Source organism: Paenibacillus sp. 1-18, from assembly GCF_000520755.1.
In the GTDB taxonomy this organism is placed as follows: Bacteria; Bacillota; Bacilli; order Paenibacillales; family Paenibacillaceae; genus Paenibacillus; species Paenibacillus brasilensis.
The window spans coordinates 1-19,545 of the sequence record NZ_ASSB01000023.1; the positions used below are offsets into that span (position 1 = coordinate 1).

Consider the following 19,545-nt stretch of genomic DNA (forward strand, 5'->3'; position numbering starts at 1 on the left):
CAAGGCAGCGTATAACGAGCCAACGTAAGGGGAAGATGTGGGTAAGGCAGGAACTTCGTCAGAAGGGCATCTCTAAAGCCTCTATCGGTGAAGCTTTAGGAGAGATCACCGATAACGAAGAATGGGAGAGCGCTTTAGTTATTGGACGCAAGAAATGGGAACAGGTACGTGGTGATGTGACGGAGAAAAAACGAAAAACGTATCCTTTTCTCATAAGACGCGGATACTCGGGTGACATGACACGCCGAGTAGTCAATCATCTAACTGCGGCTGAGCAAAACGGAGCTTATGAAGACGAGGAATTATCGCAGTGGGATGAATAGTTATTAACTGTCGGTCATTCATCGGATGATGACCTGACTGGTCAGGGCAAGCAGGTTATTACATGGAAACAACACGGCAACTTACTAAAGTTTGCATTCCCTTGACAATGCCATTTGTCAAATAATAAAATATATATGAAACGATACTTGTGGAATGCCCTTTTTCCTTCCAAAAAAGCGGAATCCACGGTAAGTTCTCATCGCCAAATAACAAGTGATGCCGCTATGCCAGGCGGAATTGTACATGTGAGAGCATGTGCATATGAAATGAAGCGACCTTGTGTCGTTATCTTAGTTTGACGATTAAAGTAAATGTGACAATTGCAAAAAGTCCCAAGGAATGCCTTGGAGGAACCAACGGGGAGGTGAACAGTATGATGACTGCGATCTGGTTCGTTCTCGTTGCTGTAGCCGCGTTATTCTTTGGGTTCGGGATTGGTTATTTTATTCGCAAATCTATTGCAGAAGCTAAAATCTCCAGTGCGGAAGAAGCTGCCGCGCAAATCGTGGAGAACGCGAAAAAAGAGGCGGAAGCACTGAAGAAGGAAACGGTATTGGAAGCGAAAGATGAAATCCACCGCATCCGTGCCGAAGCTGAAAAAGAAACTCGTGAACGTCGTAATGAAATTCAACGACAGGAACGAAGATTGCTGCAAAAAGAAGAATCGCTGGATAAAAAATTGGAATCGCTGGAACGCAAAGAAGAACAAGTGGCCAACAAAGAGAAACGAATCGATGAAACCCAGCAGCAAATTGATTTGATTTACAAGAGCCAGGTAACTGAGCTGGAGCGTATTTCCAATCTGACGATGGAGGATGCAAGAAGTATTATTCTGACCAACGTAGAGCAGGAAGTTCGTCATGAAACAGCTCAGATGATTAAGGAAATTGAACAGCAGGCCAAAGAAGAGGCGGACAAAAAGTCTCGTGAAATCATCACACTGGCCATCCAACGCTGTGCAGCAGACCATGTAGCAGAAACGACGGTTTCTGTTGTCACGTTGCCAAACGAAGAAATGAAAGGCCGGATTATCGGGCGTGAAGGCCGTAATATCCGTGCACTTGAAACCCTTACGGGAATTGACCTCATTATTGATGATACGCCGGAAGCTGTTATTTTGTCCGGATTTGATCCGATTCGTAGAGAGATTGCGCGTACTGCGCTTGAGAAGCTCGTAGCGGACGGACGGATACATCCGGCACGTATTGAAGAGATGGTTGAAAAATCCCGTAAAGAAGTGGACGAACGAATCCGCGAGTATGGCGAACAGGCCACCTTTGAAGTAGGCGTGCATAGCCTGCATCCGGATTTAATCAAAATTTTGGGGCGTCTCAAGTTCCGTACAAGTTATGGACAGAACGTATTGAAGCACTCGATGGAAGTTGCATACTTGACAGGTCTGATGGCTGGGGAACTGGGCGAGGATGTTGTACTGGCAAGACGGGCAGGATTGCTGCATGACATCGGGAAGGCGCTGGATCACGAAGTGGAAGGATCACACGTTGAAATTGGCGTGGAACTGGCGAAGAAGTACAAGGAACACCCGGTCGTCATCAACAGCATTGCTTCACATCACGGCGACTGCGAAGCGACTTCAGTAATCGCCATGCTGGTCGGAGCAGCGGATGCACTGTCAGCTGCAAGACCGGGAGCGCGGCGTGAAACGCTAGAGACGTACATCCGTCGTCTCGAGAAGCTGGAACGCATCTCCGAGTCTTTTGAAGGCGTTGAAAAATCATACGCAATTCAAGCCGGACGCGAAGTTCGTGTCATGGTACAGCCAGAGAAAATTGATGATGCGGAAGCATTCCGACTGGCCCGCGATATAACGAAAACGATTGAAAATGAACTGGACTATCCTGGTCATATCAAGGTTACCGTCATTCGCGAGACCCGTGCGGTAGAATACGCAAAATAAAAGCATTTCAATGAAAAGTGGCCGCTGCTTGTAGGGCCACTTTTCATTATGTAGGGCAGACTAGGGAGGGCTTTCTATCAACGTATTATTTATTGGAGACATCGTCGGCAGTGTAGGCAGAAAGGCACTGAGGGAAAATCTTCCTTCGTTAAAGTCAAAATATAACCCGCATATTATTATTGTCAATGGAGAAAATGCGGCTTCGGGAAGAGGGATTACTCCAGCCATCGCCAGAGAGTTTTTTGATTGGGGCGTTCATGGGATTACGATGGGGAATCATACTTGGGACAATAAGGAAATATTTGATTTTATAGATGATGAGCCGCGTATTATACGCCCGGCTAACTTTCCGCCGGGAACACCAGGACGGGGGTATACCGTTGTAAAGGGTGGAGGTAAAGAGCTGGCCATCGTTAATTTGCAGGGCAGAACCTTTTTGCCAGCTATTGATTGTCCGTTTCGCGCAGCAGATGACATTGTAGATGAGTTGCGTAAAAAGCACAAGCATATTCTGGTCGATTTTCATGCTGAAGCAACGTCGGAAAAGATCGCCATGGGCTGGCATCTGGATGGACGTGCTTCCATTGTGGTTGGTACACACACACATGTACAGAGTAATGATGATACCATTTTGCCGCAAGGAACTGCATATCAGACAGATGCGGGAATGGTAGGTCCCTATGAGGGAGTGCTTGGTATGCAGAAGGAGGCTGTGTTACAGAAATTCCAGACGCAGCTTCCGGTACGTTTTCAAGTGGACATGGGCAAATGGCATTTTCATGCCATTAGCGTGGAGTTGGATGATAGCAATGGAAAAGCCCGCAAAATTCAGAAAATTAGACTTAAAGAAGATGAATGGCGGATGGATTGACCTTCTTACAAGCTACTCAAGGAAACAATATGGAAAACTGTCACTAAAAAGCAGGAATTTTTTGCTGACCCTCGAATAACATCTAATAGTGGAATCAAACCATCATCATTCCCAGGGGAGGTACTTACTATGGATGTATTAAAAGTATCAGCAAAATCCAATCCCAATTCAGTTGCAGGCGCGCTTGCAGGAGTACTGCGTGAACGCGGAAATGCAGAATTGCAGGCGATTGGAGCCGGTGCACTAAACCAAGCCATTAAAGCGGTAGCCATTGCCCGGGGATTTGTCGCACCAAGCGGAGTGGATTTGATTTGTATTCCTGCTTTTACAGACATTGTTATAGACGGAGAAGATCGGACCGCAATTAAATTGATTGTAGAGCCAAGATAATAAATGAACGTTGCCTGAGCCTGTTTACGCTTCGTAAACGGGCTTTTTTGCTTTGTGGCTTGTTGCGATATGATTTTTAAAATACATTTCGTGCTTCAGCTATGAATGGGGGAAAGTGCATGAACGGTAAGTCAAATACCAAACGGCCAGTTGTTGACTTTCATTGTGATGTACTGTGTAAAATGCAGCTCAATCCGCAGGTGGATTTTAGTCATTCATCACTTGATGTTACAAAAGAGCGATTGCTGGAAGGTGATGTACAACTGCAAACGTTCGCCATATATATATCACAGGTATTGGGCAGGCCAAGAATGGAGCATGTAGTTCGTCAAATTGAGCTGTTCAGGCAGCATGTCGTATCTCCCTTAGGTGGACTTAGAGCCTTGCTATGGCGGGAAGACCTGCAAGAACAAGGCTCACCGACAAAAAAGCTGACGTATTTGGAAGGTAATGAGGTGGATCAGACCCACTCCCCCTGGGCTTTGCTCTCACTAGAGGGAGCAGACGCGCTGGAAGGGAACCCGTTTTATGCCGAACTGTGCTATGCCATGGGAATACGGTTAATTGGGCTGACGTGGAATTATGCAAATTGGGCGGCTGACGGGATTATGGAGCAGCGGGGGGGCGGCTTGACCAACAAAGGGCATGAGCTGGTCAAGCGCTGTAATGAGCTGGGATTGCTGCTGGACGTATCGCATTTGTCTGTACGAGGTTTCTGGGAGGTACTTGAGGAGGCAACATTACCGCCAATTGCCTCGCATTCGAACGCTTTTGCCGTTTGCTCTCATCCACGCAATCTGCGGGATGATCAGATTCGGGCGTTGATCGCATGTGACGGCCGAATCGGGTTGACTTTTGTCACGATGTTTATCCAAGAGCAAGGTACAGTGAGCGCTGAGGACCTGCTACCGCATATCGAGCATATTTGTGCCTTAGGCGGTGCGCGGCATATGATGTTTGGCTCCGATTTTGATGGTATCGAACGTCATGTACAGGGATTGGAGCACCCGGGAAAATACCGCGAGTTCGCAGAATTGCTGTTAAAGCATTATCCTGAGGAACTGGTCAAAGGCTGGTTGGGAGGAAATGCGCTCTGTTATTTGCAAGCCAATCTACCCTCTAGAATGTCTTCTTGAATATTTATTCATATAACGTTTTCCTATAAGCTTATTTTATGTATACACAAAAAACTTTTAAGTCCGATTATCGGAAAGGAAGCGGGTAATTGAACGAAACTCAAGACTGATTAGGGCGGAAAAAGGAAACTTTGTGTGCTTTCCTTTTCTTTCTTGAGGAAATAGGAGTATAATAGCATAGATGTGTTAAGTTTTGTATAGAGAAAAAGGAGTGACAACACGATGAGTAAAATCGTACCTGTCGGCGTTTCCGCCCGTCATATTCACCTGACCCAAGAGCATATTGAAATTTTGTTCGGAGCAGGCTATCAATTGACTGAATTTAAACCTTTGTCCCAACCGGGACAATTTGCCGCAAATGAAACGGTGGCTGTAATTGGTTCTAAGGGCCAATTTGATAAGGTTCGCATTTTGGGACCCGCTCGTCCAGCTTCCCAGCTCGAAATCTCCCGTACAGATTCCTTTGCTATTGGTGTAAAAGCACCTGTACGCGAATCTGGCAACATTGAGGGTACACCAGGAATTACGGTAAAAGGACCAGCAGGAGAAGTGGAACTGCAAGAGGGTGTTATTGTAGCAGCTCGCCATATTCACTTCCATACAACTGATGCAGCTAAATGGGACATTAAAGACAAGCAGTTGCTGAAAGTGCGTGTAGGCGGCGAACGTGGTCTTGTGTTTGAAAATGTTATTGCACGTGTATCTGACTCCTTTGCTTTGGATATGCACATTGATACGGATGAAGCGAACGGAGCCGGTGTGAAAAACGGCGACAGCGCTGAAATCGTAGACTAATATACGTATTGGATGCCGGAAGGCTTTGGGAGCTCGATTCTTGCAAAGGAATCGGGCTTTTTTACATATATAGAAAATTTACAAATCCCTGTATATACGTATAGTCACTCGTTCAAATTGCAGCCCGTTGGTCTCTGAGGCTGATCTATGGCTATGGCTTATAAATCATGCTATAATTTAGTGTAATGCCTTTTTCAAAGGATTTTAATGGGCTTAATAAGGATATACATGGATAAGGATTAGCAAAAGCGCGAATGGCGTGAAATAGATGGTGTAAGGAGTGACCAGGAATGGCTAAGGAAACAAAAGATTACTCCAAATATTTTGATTTCTCGGATGCAAAGATTATTTCTGAAGACGAGCATAGCAAAAAGATCCGTATTCGCGGACGTGAAATCAACATTATGGCGGAGCCGAACCATAGAAAAGAAAAGCAGCGCGGTAAAGAGGACGTACAGGTATTGTATGATAACGCAGTCCCGGATGAGCTGAAACATATCGGTGAGGGAAAGCATTATATTGTATATACATTCGGTTGCCAGATGAACGAACATGATTCTGAAACCATAAAAGGCTTACTGGAGCAAATGGGCTACCAGGCAACCGAGGATCGGAAGGAAGCGGACATCATTTTACTGAATACTTGCGCCATCCGTGAAAATGCGGAGGATAAAGTGTTTGGCGAGCTGGGTCACCTCAAGCATCTCAAAACAGAAAAGCCAGGGCTGCTGCTCGGCGTGTGTGGCTGCATGTCACAGGAAGAGAATGTCGTTAACCGGATTATGCAAAAACATGGTTTTGTCGATATGATTTTTGGAACCCATAATATTCATCGTTTGCCTCAACTCGTCAAGGAAGCACTCTTCAGCAAAGAGATGGTGGTCGAAGTGTGGTCCAAGGAAGGCGACATTATCGAAAACCTGCCGAAGAAGCGTGAGGGAATGCGGGCTTGGGTAAATATCATGTACGGCTGTGATAAATTTTGCACCTATTGCATTGTTCCCTTCACACGTGGGAAGGAAAGAAGCCGTCGGCCAGAGGATGTTATTGCAGAGGTACGGGATTTGGCACGTCAAGGCTTTAAGGAAATTACCTTGCTGGGTCAGAACGTTAATGCCTATGGCAAGGATTTGAAGGATATGAATTACAGATTCGGAGATCTGATGGATGATATGCGCAAGATCAATATCCCGCGTGTACGCTTTACCACATCACATCCACGTGATTTTGACGACCATTTGGTTGAAGTGCTCGGTAAGGGCGGCAATTTGGTGGAGCATATTCATCTGCCTGTACAATCGGGTAATACGGATATATTGAAGAAAATGAACCGAAAATATACTCGTGAGCGTGTTTTGGAGCTGGCAGCGAAGATCAAAGCGGCTGTTCCGCATGTTTCTCTAACAACGGATATTATTGTAGGATTCCCGGGTGAAACGGACGAACAGTTTGAAGATACACTATCGCTTGTGCGAGAGGTCGGCTACGACTTTGCCTACACATTCATCTATTCACCACGTGAAGGTACGCCAGCTGCTTCGATGGAAGACAATGTACCTATGGAGGTCAAAAAAGAGCGTCTTCAGCGACTTAACAAGGTTGTGAATGAGAACAGTCTCCGCTTTAATAGTCGACTGCGGGGCGAGGTTGTAGAGGTGTTGGTAGAAGGCGAGAGCAAAAATAACAGTGAGGTGCTCGCCGGACGGACCCGATCCAATAAGCTCGTGCATTTTGAAGGTTCCAAGGATCTGATCGGTACATTTGTTCAAGTGAAAATTACAGAGCCGATGACCTTCTATATCAAGGGTGATTTGGTTCAAACCGCAGTGGCGGTTAACGGATAAAAAAGAAATTCTAGCGAACTGCATGGGGATGACTATCGTATGCAGATCGCCTATGTGAGAAAAGGAGCGATGGACAGTGACAGAGGAGCGGTTGCAACAGACAGAACTTCAATCGGCGGCGCGCCAGCATGATCATTTGGTCAATCGCGATATGATATTGGCAAAAGCCAAAGAGTTAGCTGGTATTTTGGGCAACAGTGAGGAAGTGCAGATATTTCGGAAGGCTGAAGAGAAGGTTCGGGATCATGGGCGCATCCAGCAACTGATTGCAACAATGAAGAAAAAGCAAAAGGAAATTGTAGCATTTGAATCCTTGAAGAATCAAAAAATGATTGCCAAAATAGAGGCTGAGCTTCAGGAGCTGCAGGAAGAGCTTGACGGTATTCCAATTGTAACGGAGTTCCAGCAAAGTCAGGTGGAAATTAACGAGTTGCTGCAAATGGTGATCGTGGCTATCCGTGATACGGTTGCAGAAAAGGTAAATGTAGAAGAGGGAAAAAGTACTTCTGCCTCTAATTGTAGTGACTAAAATGAGGTGTAAGGTGTGGAGGCTTAGCTTCCACGCCTTTTTTTAGAAGGCAATCGGAGGCGTGCTTACTGAACTATGTATACTCGCCAGACATGAGGAGTAAGTGACATCGAAGAAGGGATGAATACAAAAGAATGGATCAGTTGCGTAAGATGATAGAGGGGGAAGGAAATACTTTCTGGAGTTACCTAGGATGTGAGCTGGTCGGTGCGGATGAGAACGAGGTACACATCGCTTTGCAGGCTGGCCCGCAGCATACGAATGTAATGGGTATTGTACATGGGGGCGTGCTGACTTCGTTAATGGACCAGGCAATGGGAATGGCCGCTATGGGCTCGCGTCAAATGCAGTCATGTGTAACGACGAACCTGAATGTACATTTTTTGTCAGCAATGAGGCAGGGGGCACTGCAAGTGAAAGCCAGGATTCTTCATCAGGCAGGCCGCACCATCACTACGGAAGCAGAAGTAAGGAATAGTGAAGGGACACTCGGATGCATGTCTACGGCAACCTTTCGAGTGTTGCATAAACAACCAAATGACTCAGACAAGGCCTAATGCTTGACAAAACTTTTTATTATGTCATAATGAATTTATCAAAACGATATAATATGGTGATGCGAATGGATAATAATCGTACGAACGAAGAGGCGCAGAAGGCGTCGTACAACATTAAGAAATATCGTACCCCGGATGGTGCTCCAGCCGATATCGTTATGTTCACCTTAACGAAGCGGGAACGCAAGACGGTGACGAAGACATTGCCGATCCGGGAACTGAAGGTTATGCTCATCAAGCGCCGCAGATGGCCGTTTGAGGGACTCTGGGCCTTGCCCGGAGGATTTTGTCAGGAAGATGAGTCTATATATGGAGCGGCCAAGCGGGAGCTGTTAGAGGAAACCGGTGTGGACGGCGGACATCTGGAGTATTTAGGTGTATACAGCGGACCGGGGCGTGATCCGCGTGGCTGGATTATATCGCATGCATTTTTTGCATTGGTAGAGGAATGGATGCTGGAGCAGCGGCAGGCAGCGGATGATGCTTCCGAGGTAGGGCTGTTCACGATCCGTGAGGCGCTGGAGGAATTGGAGCTGGCGTTCGATCACCGGGACATCATAGTCGATGCTTATCGGAAAATTCAGTTGCAAATGCTGCAGACTACGATAGCCAAACAGTTTTTGCCGCTACATTTTACATTGGGTGAGCTTTACCAGGTGATTCAGAGTGTCGTACCGGATTTTGAAGAACCGAATTTTATCCGTAAAATAACATCGACCCGCAGCAGGCAAGGGATACTGGAAGAAGTACGGGATGAGGCCGGTAAACCGCTCAGCTCCAATCAGTATTCACAAAGACCGGCTCAGCTGTACCGTTTTAGTGACAGAGTACCGCGGTTGTCTATCTACACATAATGTGACGGGATAGGTCATAAAGAACGCACAATCCCCAACTTTGTCGATGAAGGAGCTGACTGTACGATGAAGGCACTCATTGTTATTGATTACACGAAGGATTTTGTAGATGGTAGCTTGCCTGTAGGTCAACCGGCGATTGATTTGGATGATCGGATTGCAGCAATCACACAGGCGTATGTGGAACAGGGGGACTTTGTTGTCATGGCTGTGGATTTGCATGAGGAAAGCGACCCTTATCATCCGGAGAGTAAGCTGTTTCCCCCACATAATATACGTGGAACGGAGGGACGACATTTATATGGCAAGCTCCAAACCCTCTATGAGCAACAAAGTGCTTCCATCTATTGGCTGGATAAAACACGGTATAGTGCGTTCGCTGGGACCGATCTGGAGCTCAGGCTGCGCGAACGAGGCATTTTGCAAGTTCATCTGATTGGTGTATGTACAGATATATGTGTACTCCATACGGCTGTAGACGCTTATAACAAAGGCTTTGCTATTACCGTATACAAGGATGCTGTGGCGAGCTTTAATCAGGCAGGACATGATTGGGCTTTGGGTCATTTTGAGGAAAGTTTGGGAGCTGCCGTATGTTCGGCTCAGGATACGATTTTACTACAGAAGAAGTGAATAACTTAACGATTGTACACTAATATCCGATAACAAAATGGAGTCGGATATTGGTGGGCTGGACAGATGAGGCGGTACGCCGTCGCAATCGCAAAACCGGGGGACAGTCAGAGAGGATGAATACGATGCAGTCAACGAGCCTCGCATTACATACAGATAAATATCAGATTAATATGATGTACGCCCACTGGGTGAACGGAAGTCATCAGCGTAAAGCTGTGTTCGAGGCGTATTTCCGTAAGCTGCCCTTTGGCAACGGTTATGCGGTGTTCGCTGGTCTGGAGCGCATTGTGAATTACATCTCAAATTTGCGTTTTACAGAAGAGGATATTCGCTACCTGTCAGAACAGGAGGAGAAGTATGATCCTATGTTTCTGGAGGCTTTGCGGCAGTTTAGATTTGGCGGAACAGTTCATTCGATGAAGGAGGGAGCGCTTGTTTTTCCGAACGAGCCTCTGATACGCGTCGAAGGAACGATTATGGAAACGCAGCTGGTGGAGACGGCGATACTGAATTTTATGAATTATCAGACACTGATCGCTACCAAGGCATCACGCATTAAACAGGTGGCAAATAACGACACGCTGCTTGAATTTGGCACACGGCGTGCACAGGAAGCAGATGCGGCAATATGGGGAGCACGCGCAGCTTATGTAGCAGGCTTTGACGCGACATCCAACATGCTGGCAGGAGAGCACTTTGGGATTCCGACGAAGGGAACGCATGCTCATTCCTGGGTGCAGACCTTTATGTCCGAGCAGGAGGCTTTTGACGTGTATGCCAAGGTTCTACCAGATCAGGTCACGCTCCTGGTAGACACCTTTGACACGCTGGAAAGCGGCGTACCTCATGCGATTCGCACAGCAAAGATGCTGGAGAGCCAGGGCAAGCGAATGAATTCAATTCGTCTGGATAGCGGTGATTTAGCTTATCTATCTATCCAGGCGCGGGAAATGCTTGATGCTGAAGGTCTGGATTACGTACAAATTGTAGCTTCTAATGATTTGGATGAAAATACGATTTTTAATTTGAAAGCCCAAGGGGCGCGTATTGATGTATGGGGTGTGGGAACACAGCTTATTACAGCTTCGGATCAACCTTCACTTGGCGGAGTGTACAAGCTGGTTGAACGTGAAGTCGATGGTGAAATGCTGCCAACGATTAAGATTTCGGGCAATCCAGAAAAAGTATCCACACCGGGCAAAAAGGATGTATACCGTATCGTGGATAAAAAGAAGGGAAGAGCTATTGCAGATTATATTTCTTTTCCAGATGAAGAGCGTCCGCGTAATGGAAAACGTTTGAAACTCTTTAATCCCTTGCATCCTTATATGAAAAAATATGTAGAAAATTATGAAGCTGTACCAATGCTCGAGCCCATCTTCAAAAACGGACAGAAGGTATATGAGCTTCCCGAACTGGATGAAATTCGAGCTTACCATGCTTCACAGCTGAAGCTGTTTTGGCCAGAATATTTGCGGAAGATGAACCCTGAAATTTATCGTGTTAATCTCAGCGAAAAGGTGTGGGGACTGAAGCAAAAGCTGATCGACAGCTACATGCAGCCTGAAGTGGAAGAGAAGGAATAGAACGAAGAGGCACCTCATGAAAGTATGAGGTGCCTTTTTCTATTGTGGCGAGTATGGAAAAAGAGAACTTATTTATATATTTCTCTCATGACATGTCTCAGCTCAGGTACAATAATACGTTCCATTGCCAAACGTACAGCCCCACGTGAGCCAGGCATGGAAAATACAGCTGTTCGTCCTATAGTACCGGCCACAGCACGGCTTAATATAGCCGCTGAACCAATATCCTCAGCAAAGCTTAAATATCGGAAAATTTCCCCAAACCCAGGCAGTTCCTTATCCAATAGGGAGGAGACTGCTTCATATGTGGTATCGCGAGGGGAAATACCGGTGCCACCTGTCAAAAGCACAGCTTCGATGCCATCCTGTGCTGCAGCCTCGGACACCAATTGCCGGATACCTTCATAGTCATCCTTGACGATGACATAACGAGCAACCTCGTAGCCGCTGGTTTTCAGCAAATCCATGAGCAATCGTCCGCCGGTATCCGTTTCCACGGTGCGTGTGTCTGAGACGGTTACAACCATGCAGCTAACCCGCTGCGGAGATTCCCGTCGGTGCTCCTCTACAGAAGTCATATTCATTACCATGTTCACTCCTTGATTAGTGGTTAAGCATACTGTTTTACACACTCTTTTTTACAATAGAGGAATGGTTGTCCGTATGCAAGTCGGGAGTGGAGGATATAAAGCGTTGTGATGAATGTCCTTGCTTTCATGCATTGGAATATAGTACACTTCCTTACATAAGTCGGGATTTTCTGGTTTTGTTTTGCTGGAAGCGTACGCATCAAATGATTAATCTCAATGATTAGCGGGTAATAGTCAGCAGGATCAACAACTGGGAGGTAATGTAATATGAATCATTCATACCAACAATGTGTAGATGCTTGCCTAGATTGTATGAACGCTTGCAATGTTTGCTACGTTGCGAGTTTGAAGGAATATGATCTGGCCATGCTGCGTGAATGTATTCGAGTGAGTAGGGAATGTGCAGAAATATGCGGGTTTGCTGCTCAAATGCTGGAACGAGGAACCGATTTTGCCGAGCAAATTTGTGAGCTGTGCGCTAAAGCTTGTGAAGTATGCGCTGCCGAATGCAGCAAGCATGGACATGATCACTGCAAACAATGCGCAGAAGCCTGCCGCCGTTGCGTTCAGGCCTGCCGCCAATTGGTAGCTGTGTAATTACATATAGTGAGCTGGGCCGGTAGAAGAAAAAAGTTGCTTTCTACTAAATGAATTTGTATAATGATGGGAATTAACGTCGTGGAATGGGAGAGTAGCATTGAAGCTAATCATTACAGCGAGCCGGAAATGGTGGAAGCCGGTATGAGGTTTGATGTGAAGCGCACCCGGGAGACGGCTGGTCCAACGAGGAATTCCTTTTAGCGAAATTTCCTCTAGTAGACCAGCCCGGCAGACACCGTTATTGGTCATTGGAGTGAAATCGGCGATTTGTATAGCTAGCTTTAGCTGTGCAACCCGATTTACGAAGAGTGGTACCGCGGGGATATTGAAGTTCTCGTCTCTTGAATCAGTTCAAGAGGCGGGGGCTTTTTTTATTAGACAAGGATTTTGCAAAATCCGGAGATCTTATCGAAAAGGAGAGAGAAAACATGTTGTTGGTAACTGCTGCTAAAGTTTTATTGGCCCATACGGGCCTGGAAGAGAAGGAAGTTTTATCTTTATTGGAGATACCCCCGCAGCCGGAATGGGGGGATTTGGCGTTTCCGTGTTTTGTGTTGGCTAAAAGGCTTCGCAAATCTCCACAGCAAATTGCGCTTGAATTGGCGGAGGCAATAAGCCATGGGGAAGGCTTAAGTGCTTCGGCTGCTGGTGCCTATGTTAATATAACTTTGAATCGATCTGTTCATATTCCGCTTATGCTGGCTGAATTGAGCAAGCCTGATTTCCTCAAACCAGATATCGGACATGGGCAGCGGGTAGTGATTGATATGTCCTCACCTAACATTGCCAAACCGTTTGGTATCGGCCATCTTCGCTCTACCGTCATCGGTGCTGCCTTGTATCGCATTCTGGGGGAAACAGGACATGTTCCCATCAGCGTAAATCATCTAGGGGATTGGGGAACGCAATTTGGCAAGCAAATTGCAGCTTATAAAAGATGGGGAAATGAGGAGCAGCTACAACAGGATCCGATTGGAGAGTCGCTTAAGCTATATGTGCGTTTTCACCAGGAGGCTGAGCATGACTCGTCTTTGGAGGATGAAGGGCGCGAGTGGTTCCGGCGTTTGGAGCATGGGGATGCGGAGGCTCAGCGACTGTGGGAGTTTTTCGTTAAGGTCAGTCTGAGTGAATTTGATCGTATGTACCAGCGCTTGAACATTACGTTCGACCATGTGCTAGGGGAAAGCTTTTACAATGATAAGATGCAGGCAGTTGTTGCCCAATTAAGAGCGAAAGAACTGCTGGAGGAAAGCGACGGGGCACTCGTGGTTCGTCTGGAAGAAGAGGAGCTGCCACCGTGTCTTATTTTGAAAAAGGATGGGACCACCATTTATCCGACACGTGATCTGGCAACAGCGGTCTATCGTCGTGAAGTGATGAAGGCTGATCGGTTGCTTTACGTCGTTGGCGGGGAGCAGAGGTTGCATTTCCAGCAGGTATTTGCCGTACTGAAGCGTGCAGGGGAGGCATGGGCGGAACAATGTGAGCACGTGCCGTTTGGATTGATGCGGTTTGCAGGAAAGAAAATGTCTACCAGACGCGGCAAGGTTGTGAAGCTGGAGGAGGTGCTGGATGAAGCTGTAGCACGTGCTCAAGCTATTATCACCCAGAAGAACCCTAATTTGCAGGATCAACAGGAAATAGCTGAGGACGTTGGTATCGGGGCGATTATTTTTGGTGATTTAAAAAACAATCGTCTAAATGATGTGGATTTTTCATTAGAGGAAGCACTGACCTTTGAGGGCGAGACGGGGCCTTATGTGCAGTACACTCATGCGCGCATACGCAGTCTTCTGGAAAAAGCTCATGCTCGTACTGGTGCTCATTCAAATTTTAGTGACATCGCACCTGTGCAGGAGAGGCATTCGTCTGACTTGACTGACGACGTATCAAGTGAAATGCTCGGTGATGCAGGCTGGACACTGCTTAAGCAGCTGGATCACTATCAAGGGCAACTGATACGTGCGGTTCGGCAGCTGGAGCCTTCGGTTATGGCGAGATTTGCGTTGGATACGGCCCAGGCGTTCAACCGTTTTTACGCCAAGGAGCGGATTGTTGATGGTGGACAGTGGCGTATTCAGCTGGCGGAACAAACCGCGGATATTCTGGCAAGAACGCTGCAGCTCCTTGGGCTGAAAGCACCTAATCAGATGTAAACAAAGCGAATAAAGGAGAGCGAGATACAGGTGAGTATTCTAGTAACAATGAGCAATGTAAGTAAACGATATAAGAATGTAGCGGCCTTGGACGATTTTACTTTTACTATTAAGCAGGGAGACTGGATTACAATTGTAGGGAAAAATGGTTCCGGTAAAAGTACACTGCTGCTTTTACTGGCGGGTTTGCTAAGCCCCAGCTCCGGGTCAATTGAGTGGCGGTCCGGAGCTTCGATACATGTCGGCTATGCGCCTGATCGGTTGCCGCAGCTGAATTTTACACCTCGGCAGTATTTACAGCATATGGGCCTCATGCAGGGAGTGCAGCGGGATGAATTAAGGCGGGAAATTGATTTTCGGCTGGAGCAATTTGCGTTAATGCATGCTGCTGATCGTGATATGCGTGGTTTTTCTAAAGGGATGCTGCAAAAGGTTAACCTGACACAGGCACTTTTGGGTAGGCCGGAGTTATTGTTGCTGGACGAGCCGCTTGGTGGCGTGGATGTGGACACGCAAGCATCAATGATTAAGCTGTTGTCCGAATTAAGTGAACAGGGCATTACAATACTGGCATCCAGCCATGAGCCGGAGCTAGTGCAGCAGGCGGCACGGCAAGTGCTTGTATTGGATCATGGTCGTCTTGTAGCACAGTACGATCCGCAACGTGTACTACGGACAACGCAGCAGATTGTATGCACAGGGATATCAACGTTGGAGGCAGAGAGTTTGCTCGCTAGTGAGCAGACGGAGTGGATGGTCATTAATCAAGGTGATCATATTCGCGTGTCTGTGGAGAAGGAGGCGGGAGATCGGCTGCTGCTGAATTTGATACAATCGGGAGCCTCTATTGTTTCCGTACATCAGGACGCACAATGGTTCGATGATATTTTTGGCGCTGCTAATGCTGCTGCAATTCGCAGACGTGAGGGAGAGGGAACGATCTTATGATTTTTGCTATCCGTTACGTATTACAAAGCTATACGCGTTCACGGCGTTATGTACCGCCTGTAGTGATCTATTTTTTTGCCATGATGCTGATCTATTCTTACAAGCCCAGCCCTATAGCTGACAGCTACAGTGTTACTGCCCTTTTATTGTTTTTTGCTTCCGCATGGCTGGGAATCAGTCTGTTGAACCACGAGCACCCTGTACAAAAGCAGTTGTCAGTTCAACATAATCGACAGCATTGGGTTTATTTTAGTGCCGAGTTAATAGCAGCATATATCATGCTTGTTTTTATGACAGGGGTTGCCGTGATTTATCCGGTAGTTTTCAAAATGTTTGTGCACGTTCCTTCTGTGCTGCAATGGGTGGTGGGTATTATAGTTCATTTATCGCTTGCATTACTAGGGTTGTCCCTATCGCTGTTTTGCCAGCGGATTTTTATAGCGAAAACGAATCGCAGCCTGTCATTGGTTATCATTGCGCTCACTTTATCACTTGCCGGACCACGCCTAGCGGAGTTGCTTCCGGTGGGAGCTGAATGGATGATATGGATTCTTCCACCTGCTCATATGACTGTAAATGCAGTGATGAATCTCGGACAAATACCGACAGGGGAGGTTGTTTGGTCATTGCTGTTTCCTGTGTTATATGCTTTTGTGCTGATCGGTGTGTACATAAAGATTGTGAGCAGAAAAGAGCTTAACGGGTTACACTAATCGCAAGAACGGTGCTGTTTTGCAATCCTTTTGTGCATATGTGAAACATTTGCAGCTTCTATTGCGTCGATAAGTATAGAACATAGTTAAAAATGGAGGTGTACCTCATGAACAAAAATAAAAGTGTGGCAGCTGCTCTGCTCGTCATCTGCTCATTGGCAGTGGCTACGTCAGCTTCTGCTTTTCGTGATATAAAAGGAGCTGAACAGAAGAAAATCGTTAATTCGCTTCAGGAGAAGGGTATTATTCAGGGAATAACCAAGGACAAGTTTGCACCAGATCAAACCCTTACGTATGCACAAGGAGTGCATTTGGTTGTTAATGCCATGGATCTTCAGGTTATGCCTGATTTCACAACGGGTTCCTTTGAAAACATTCCCGCTTCAGTTTGGTATGCCCAATCCTACCGGATTGCAGTCCAACATCAAATCCCATTGTCACCGGATATTGACCCGAGCACTCGCATGACAAGGGAACAATTCGCAAATATTCTGTATAAAGCTGTGAGTGCCACAGGGGAATACCCAACTATCCGTATGTACATTAATGTAGCAGACGGCAAAAAGCTGGATCATGCTTCAAGCGAAGCGGTTCAATTTCTGCTGTTGACCAAAATTGCAAAGTTGGACGAACAGAGCAAGTTTAATCCGGATCGTAAAGTAACTCGAATGGAGGCAGCGGAAATGGTCTATAATGCATCTGAATTTGTGCAAAATCATAAGCCGGTTGAAGCTACTCCTGAAACTCCCGTCGAGCCTTCAGATACGGTTCAGCAGAACAACGTTAGTATGAGCATAGAGAAGGCGAATGACCAGCAGAACAAGGTGACAATCACCCGTTTGCAGGCACCTAATCCGGGTTACGGTATTGAAGTAGATCATATCGACTATGTAGATGATACGAATGCAGTCATTTATTACAAGTTAACAAGTCCAAAGCCGGGGGAAATGAACATCCAGGTCATTACGGATACCCATACAAGTACATTGGTGGACAGCAAATATAAAGTTACGCTGAAAGCTGTAGAAGGAACAGCATCTCCGCCCGTAGGAACAGGTTCATCGGTAGCTAAATAAGACTCTGCAGCCGATTTGAGGAATATAATATAAAAAAATAAAACCAGCAAGTTTCCTATTTACAACAGAAACTTGCTGGTTTTTTAATGCATCATGCTGGTCTTTTGCTAAGGAAACATCGTTTATTTCAAGCTTTATGAGCTGACTTAAGCGTTTCCGCCAGCCAAGCCGGGTCCACTTTGGCCGGAGACCGCATTCTGCGAAGCGCAAGAACCTGCCCGGTTGCCGGATGTTACAGAGGTCGCGCAGCCATTGCTGGCTGCTACAGCATCTTGCCAGCAAGCAAGCCATCTTGCACGGAAGGTGCAGCAAACGATGAGTCTGTATCTGTTCCAACCGTTCCCGACTGCAGCTGATACATTTGGAAATAACGACCGCCATGAGCCATAAGCTCGTCATGGCTACCGCGCTCCACAATTTCACCCCGATGCAGCACCAAAATTTGGTCCGCGCTGCGAATGGTCGACAAACGGTGAGCGATGATAAAAGTCGTGCGCCCCTTTTTTAGCACCTCAAGGGCAGATTGAATGAGCGCTTCCGTTTCGGTATCAATATTGGCAGTAGCTTCATCCAGAATCAAAATGGCTGGATCGAAGGCCAGCGCACGCGCAAAGGAAATAAGCTGGCGTTGTCCGGCAGATAACGTGCTGCCTTTTTCAATAACGGGTTCATCAAAGCCTTGCGGCAAATGGGCTAACAGTTTGTCAGCTCCAACGTCATGCAGCGCTTTCTCGACCTGTTCTCTGGTGATGCGGCTGTCTCCAAGACTGACATTGGAGGCTACCGTACCTGTGAACAAATACGGATCTTGAAGAACAATGCCCATATGATGGCGAAGCCATTGCTTAGGGATTTCCTTGACAGGCGTTCCGTCAATGGTGATCGTACCTTTTTGCGGATCATAGAAGCGGAACAGCAGGTTAATAATCGAGCTTTTGCCTGATCCGGTATGTCCGACCAGAGCAACTGTTTGACCGGGCTGTGCTGTAAAGGAAATATGCTTAAGCACATCATCCTTTTTATACGCAAAAGATACGTCGTCAAATTCTACTTGGCCTTTGTAGCGCGGCATAGTGCCGTCTGTCACGGGTTCTCCGGTTTCATCCATCAGTTCAAATACCCGACCTGAGGACACGATTGACGAATCCAGTACAGCGAGTTGGTTGACCATACCTGTCATAGGCTGGAACAGTCGTCCCAGCACATCGACGAAGGCATACAGGACACCTAGCGAAATCACACTGTCTGTTGTGCCGAGTGCCTTAGATCCGAAATACCACAACACCACAGCAAAGGCGAGGTTTCTCAACACGTTGACCAAATTGTGCGAAGTAAAAGCGTTCAAATTCAGCATTTTATTCTGATGCTTCATATAGTCATCATTCAATGCTTCGAACTCGGTTTGCGTTTGCTTCTGATGCCGGAATACACGAATAATGGACATCCCCTGAATAGATTCATTGATAATCGCATTGATTTCACTGAGCCTGGATCGAATGATTGTATTATAGCGCGTGGCAACCTTTCGGTATAACACAATCCACAAGATCAGTAGCGGCACAATGAACAAGGAGATCAGACCCAGTCTGAAATCCAGCAGGAAGAGTGCAACATATACCCCTGTCATTGTCACAATACCGGAGGTGAAGTTTGACAGTACGGCTACGAACAAGTCTTTGACCGCTTCAGTGTCATTCGTAACACGCGATACGACCTTGCCTGCGGGCAGGTTGTCAAAAAAGTAAACCGGCAGCCGCTGAATGTGCGCGTAGAGGTCGAGCCGAAGCCTCTGAATAACCTTGTTGGCAGAGGATTGCAGCCAGTACGTTTTGCCAAACTCGGCAAAGATCGAAACGACCAGAAAGAAGCAATACCAGCCAATCAGCTGAAAGATGCCGGGCATTTCCGGTTTGTAAAAGCTATACAGCTCATCAGCAGTCAAAGCCTTGGCTTCATAGCGAAAGGTGTCGGAGCCGCGTGTCACTGTCAGTGTACCGTTGGCAAAGGCGCGGTTGCCGTCAG

19 protein-coding genes and 1 other annotated feature are annotated in these 19,545 nt (G+C 46.7%); of the genes, 17 read left to right on the top strand and 2 right to left on the bottom strand.

What is annotated here, in order from left to right; all coding sequences use genetic code 11:
• The 12 genes from L693_RS0101380 to L693_RS0101435 form a co-directional block, all read left to right on the top strand.
• On the top strand, positions 1 to 323 hold a 323-nt coding region (locus L693_RS0101380), incomplete at its 5' end, for a regulatory protein RecX (protein ID WP_025715729.1).
• Between the two features lie 374 nt (positions 324 to 697).
• Positions 698 to 2,242, top strand: a complete 1,545-nt coding sequence (gene rny, locus L693_RS0101385) for a ribonuclease Y (RefSeq protein WP_013309958.1) — start codon at positions 698 to 700, stop codon at positions 2,240 to 2,242.
• 76 nt (positions 2,243 to 2,318) lie between these two features.
• Positions 2,319 to 3,113, top strand: a complete 795-nt coding sequence (locus L693_RS0101390; RefSeq protein WP_025715730.1) for a TIGR00282 family metallophosphoesterase — start codon at positions 2,319 to 2,321, stop codon at positions 3,111 to 3,113.
• A 129-nt stretch (positions 3,114 to 3,242) separates the two neighbouring features.
• The gene (locus L693_RS0101395; protein WP_007430104.1) at positions 3,243 to 3,503 is read left to right on the top strand and encodes a stage V sporulation protein S; all 261 of its coding nucleotides are present in this window, start codon (positions 3,243 to 3,245) and stop codon (positions 3,501 to 3,503) included.
• Positions 3,504 to 3,622: 119 nt separating this feature from the next.
• Positions 3,623 to 4,639: a dipeptidase gene (locus L693_RS0101400; protein WP_025715731.1), complete on the top strand. Its 1,017-nt coding sequence runs from the start codon at positions 3,623 to 3,625 to the stop codon at positions 4,637 to 4,639.
• Positions 4,640 to 4,861: 222 nt separating this feature from the next.
• Positions 4,862 to 5,434 carry a phosphate propanoyltransferase gene (pduL, locus tag L693_RS0101405; protein WP_025715732.1) on the top strand — a complete coding sequence of 191 codons (573 nt, stop codon included), beginning with the start codon at positions 4,862 to 4,864 and terminating at the stop codon, positions 5,432 to 5,434.
• 290 nt (positions 5,435 to 5,724) lie between these two features.
• Entirely contained in the window at positions 5,725 to 7,278 is a 1,554-nt protein-coding gene (gene miaB, locus L693_RS0101410; RefSeq protein WP_025715733.1) for a tRNA (N6-isopentenyl adenosine(37)-C2)-methylthiotransferase MiaB, read from the top strand.
• A gap of 76 nt (positions 7,279 to 7,354) precedes the next feature.
• Positions 7,355 to 7,807, top strand: coding sequence for a RicAFT regulatory complex protein RicA family protein (locus L693_RS0101415; RefSeq protein WP_025715734.1), 453 nt, complete (start codon positions 7,355 to 7,357; stop codon positions 7,805 to 7,807).
• Positions 7,808 to 7,941: 134 nt separating this feature from the next.
• A complete protein-coding gene (locus tag L693_RS0101420; RefSeq protein ID WP_025715735.1) occupies positions 7,942 to 8,364 on the top strand; it encodes a PaaI family thioesterase in 423 nt (140 codons plus the stop codon).
• A gap of 65 nt (positions 8,365 to 8,429) precedes the next feature.
• Complete coding sequence (locus L693_RS0101425; protein WP_025715736.1) at positions 8,430 to 9,218, top strand: NUDIX domain-containing protein; 789 nt, start codon at positions 8,430 to 8,432, stop codon at positions 9,216 to 9,218.
• Between the two features lie 66 nt (positions 9,219 to 9,284).
• Positions 9,285 to 9,851: a cysteine hydrolase family protein gene (locus tag L693_RS0101430; protein WP_025715737.1), complete on the top strand. Its 567-nt coding sequence runs from the start codon at positions 9,285 to 9,287 to the stop codon at positions 9,849 to 9,851.
• Between the two features lie 125 nt (positions 9,852 to 9,976).
• Positions 9,977 to 11,440: a nicotinate phosphoribosyltransferase gene (locus L693_RS0101435; protein WP_025715738.1), complete on the top strand. Its 1,464-nt coding sequence runs from the start codon at positions 9,977 to 9,979 to the stop codon at positions 11,438 to 11,440.
• 68 nt (positions 11,441 to 11,508) lie between these two features.
• Here the strand turns inward: L693_RS0101435 and L693_RS0101440 are convergent, their stop codons facing one another.
• Entirely contained in the window at positions 11,509 to 12,024 is a 516-nt protein-coding gene (locus L693_RS0101440) for a MogA/MoaB family molybdenum cofactor biosynthesis protein (RefSeq protein WP_025715739.1), read from the bottom strand.
• A gap of 273 nt (positions 12,025 to 12,297) precedes the next feature.
• On the opposite strand from L693_RS0101440, the gene L693_RS28710 reads away from it, so the two are divergent.
• The 5 genes from L693_RS28710 to L693_RS0101470 all read left to right on the top strand — a co-directional run bounded on the left by L693_RS28710 (position 12,298) and on the right by L693_RS0101470 (position 17,523).
• Complete coding sequence (locus tag L693_RS28710; RefSeq protein ID WP_081752063.1) at positions 12,298 to 12,627, top strand: four-helix bundle copper-binding protein; 330 nt, start codon at positions 12,298 to 12,300, stop codon at positions 12,625 to 12,627.
• 73 nt (positions 12,628 to 12,700) lie between these two features.
• Positions 12,701 to 12,975 (top strand) — a binding site (T-box leader).
• An 83-nt stretch (positions 12,976 to 13,058) separates the two neighbouring features.
• Entirely contained in the window at positions 13,059 to 14,786 is a 1,728-nt protein-coding gene (gene argS, locus L693_RS0101455; RefSeq protein WP_025715741.1) for an arginine--tRNA ligase, read from the top strand.
• 30 nt (positions 14,787 to 14,816) lie between these two features.
• On the top strand, positions 14,817 to 15,734 hold the full coding sequence (locus L693_RS0101460) for an ATP-binding cassette domain-containing protein (protein WP_025715742.1): 918 nt from the start codon (positions 14,817 to 14,819) through the stop codon (positions 15,732 to 15,734).
• On the top strand, positions 15,731 to 16,447 hold the full coding sequence (locus tag L693_RS0101465) for a hypothetical protein (protein ID WP_025715743.1): 717 nt from the start codon (positions 15,731 to 15,733) through the stop codon (positions 16,445 to 16,447). The genes L693_RS0101460 and L693_RS0101465 overlap by 4 nt, the downstream gene beginning before the upstream one ends.
• Positions 16,448 to 16,554: 107 nt before the next feature.
• Positions 16,555 to 17,523, top strand: coding sequence for an S-layer homology domain-containing protein (locus tag L693_RS0101470; RefSeq protein WP_025715744.1), 969 nt, complete (start codon positions 16,555 to 16,557; stop codon positions 17,521 to 17,523).
• Positions 17,524 to 17,785: 262 nt separating this feature from the next.
• Here the strand turns inward: L693_RS0101470 and L693_RS0101475 are convergent.
• The coding region (locus L693_RS0101475; RefSeq protein WP_025715745.1) for an ABC transporter ATP-binding protein at positions 17,786 to 19,545 on the bottom strand (1,760 nt) is incomplete at its 5' end.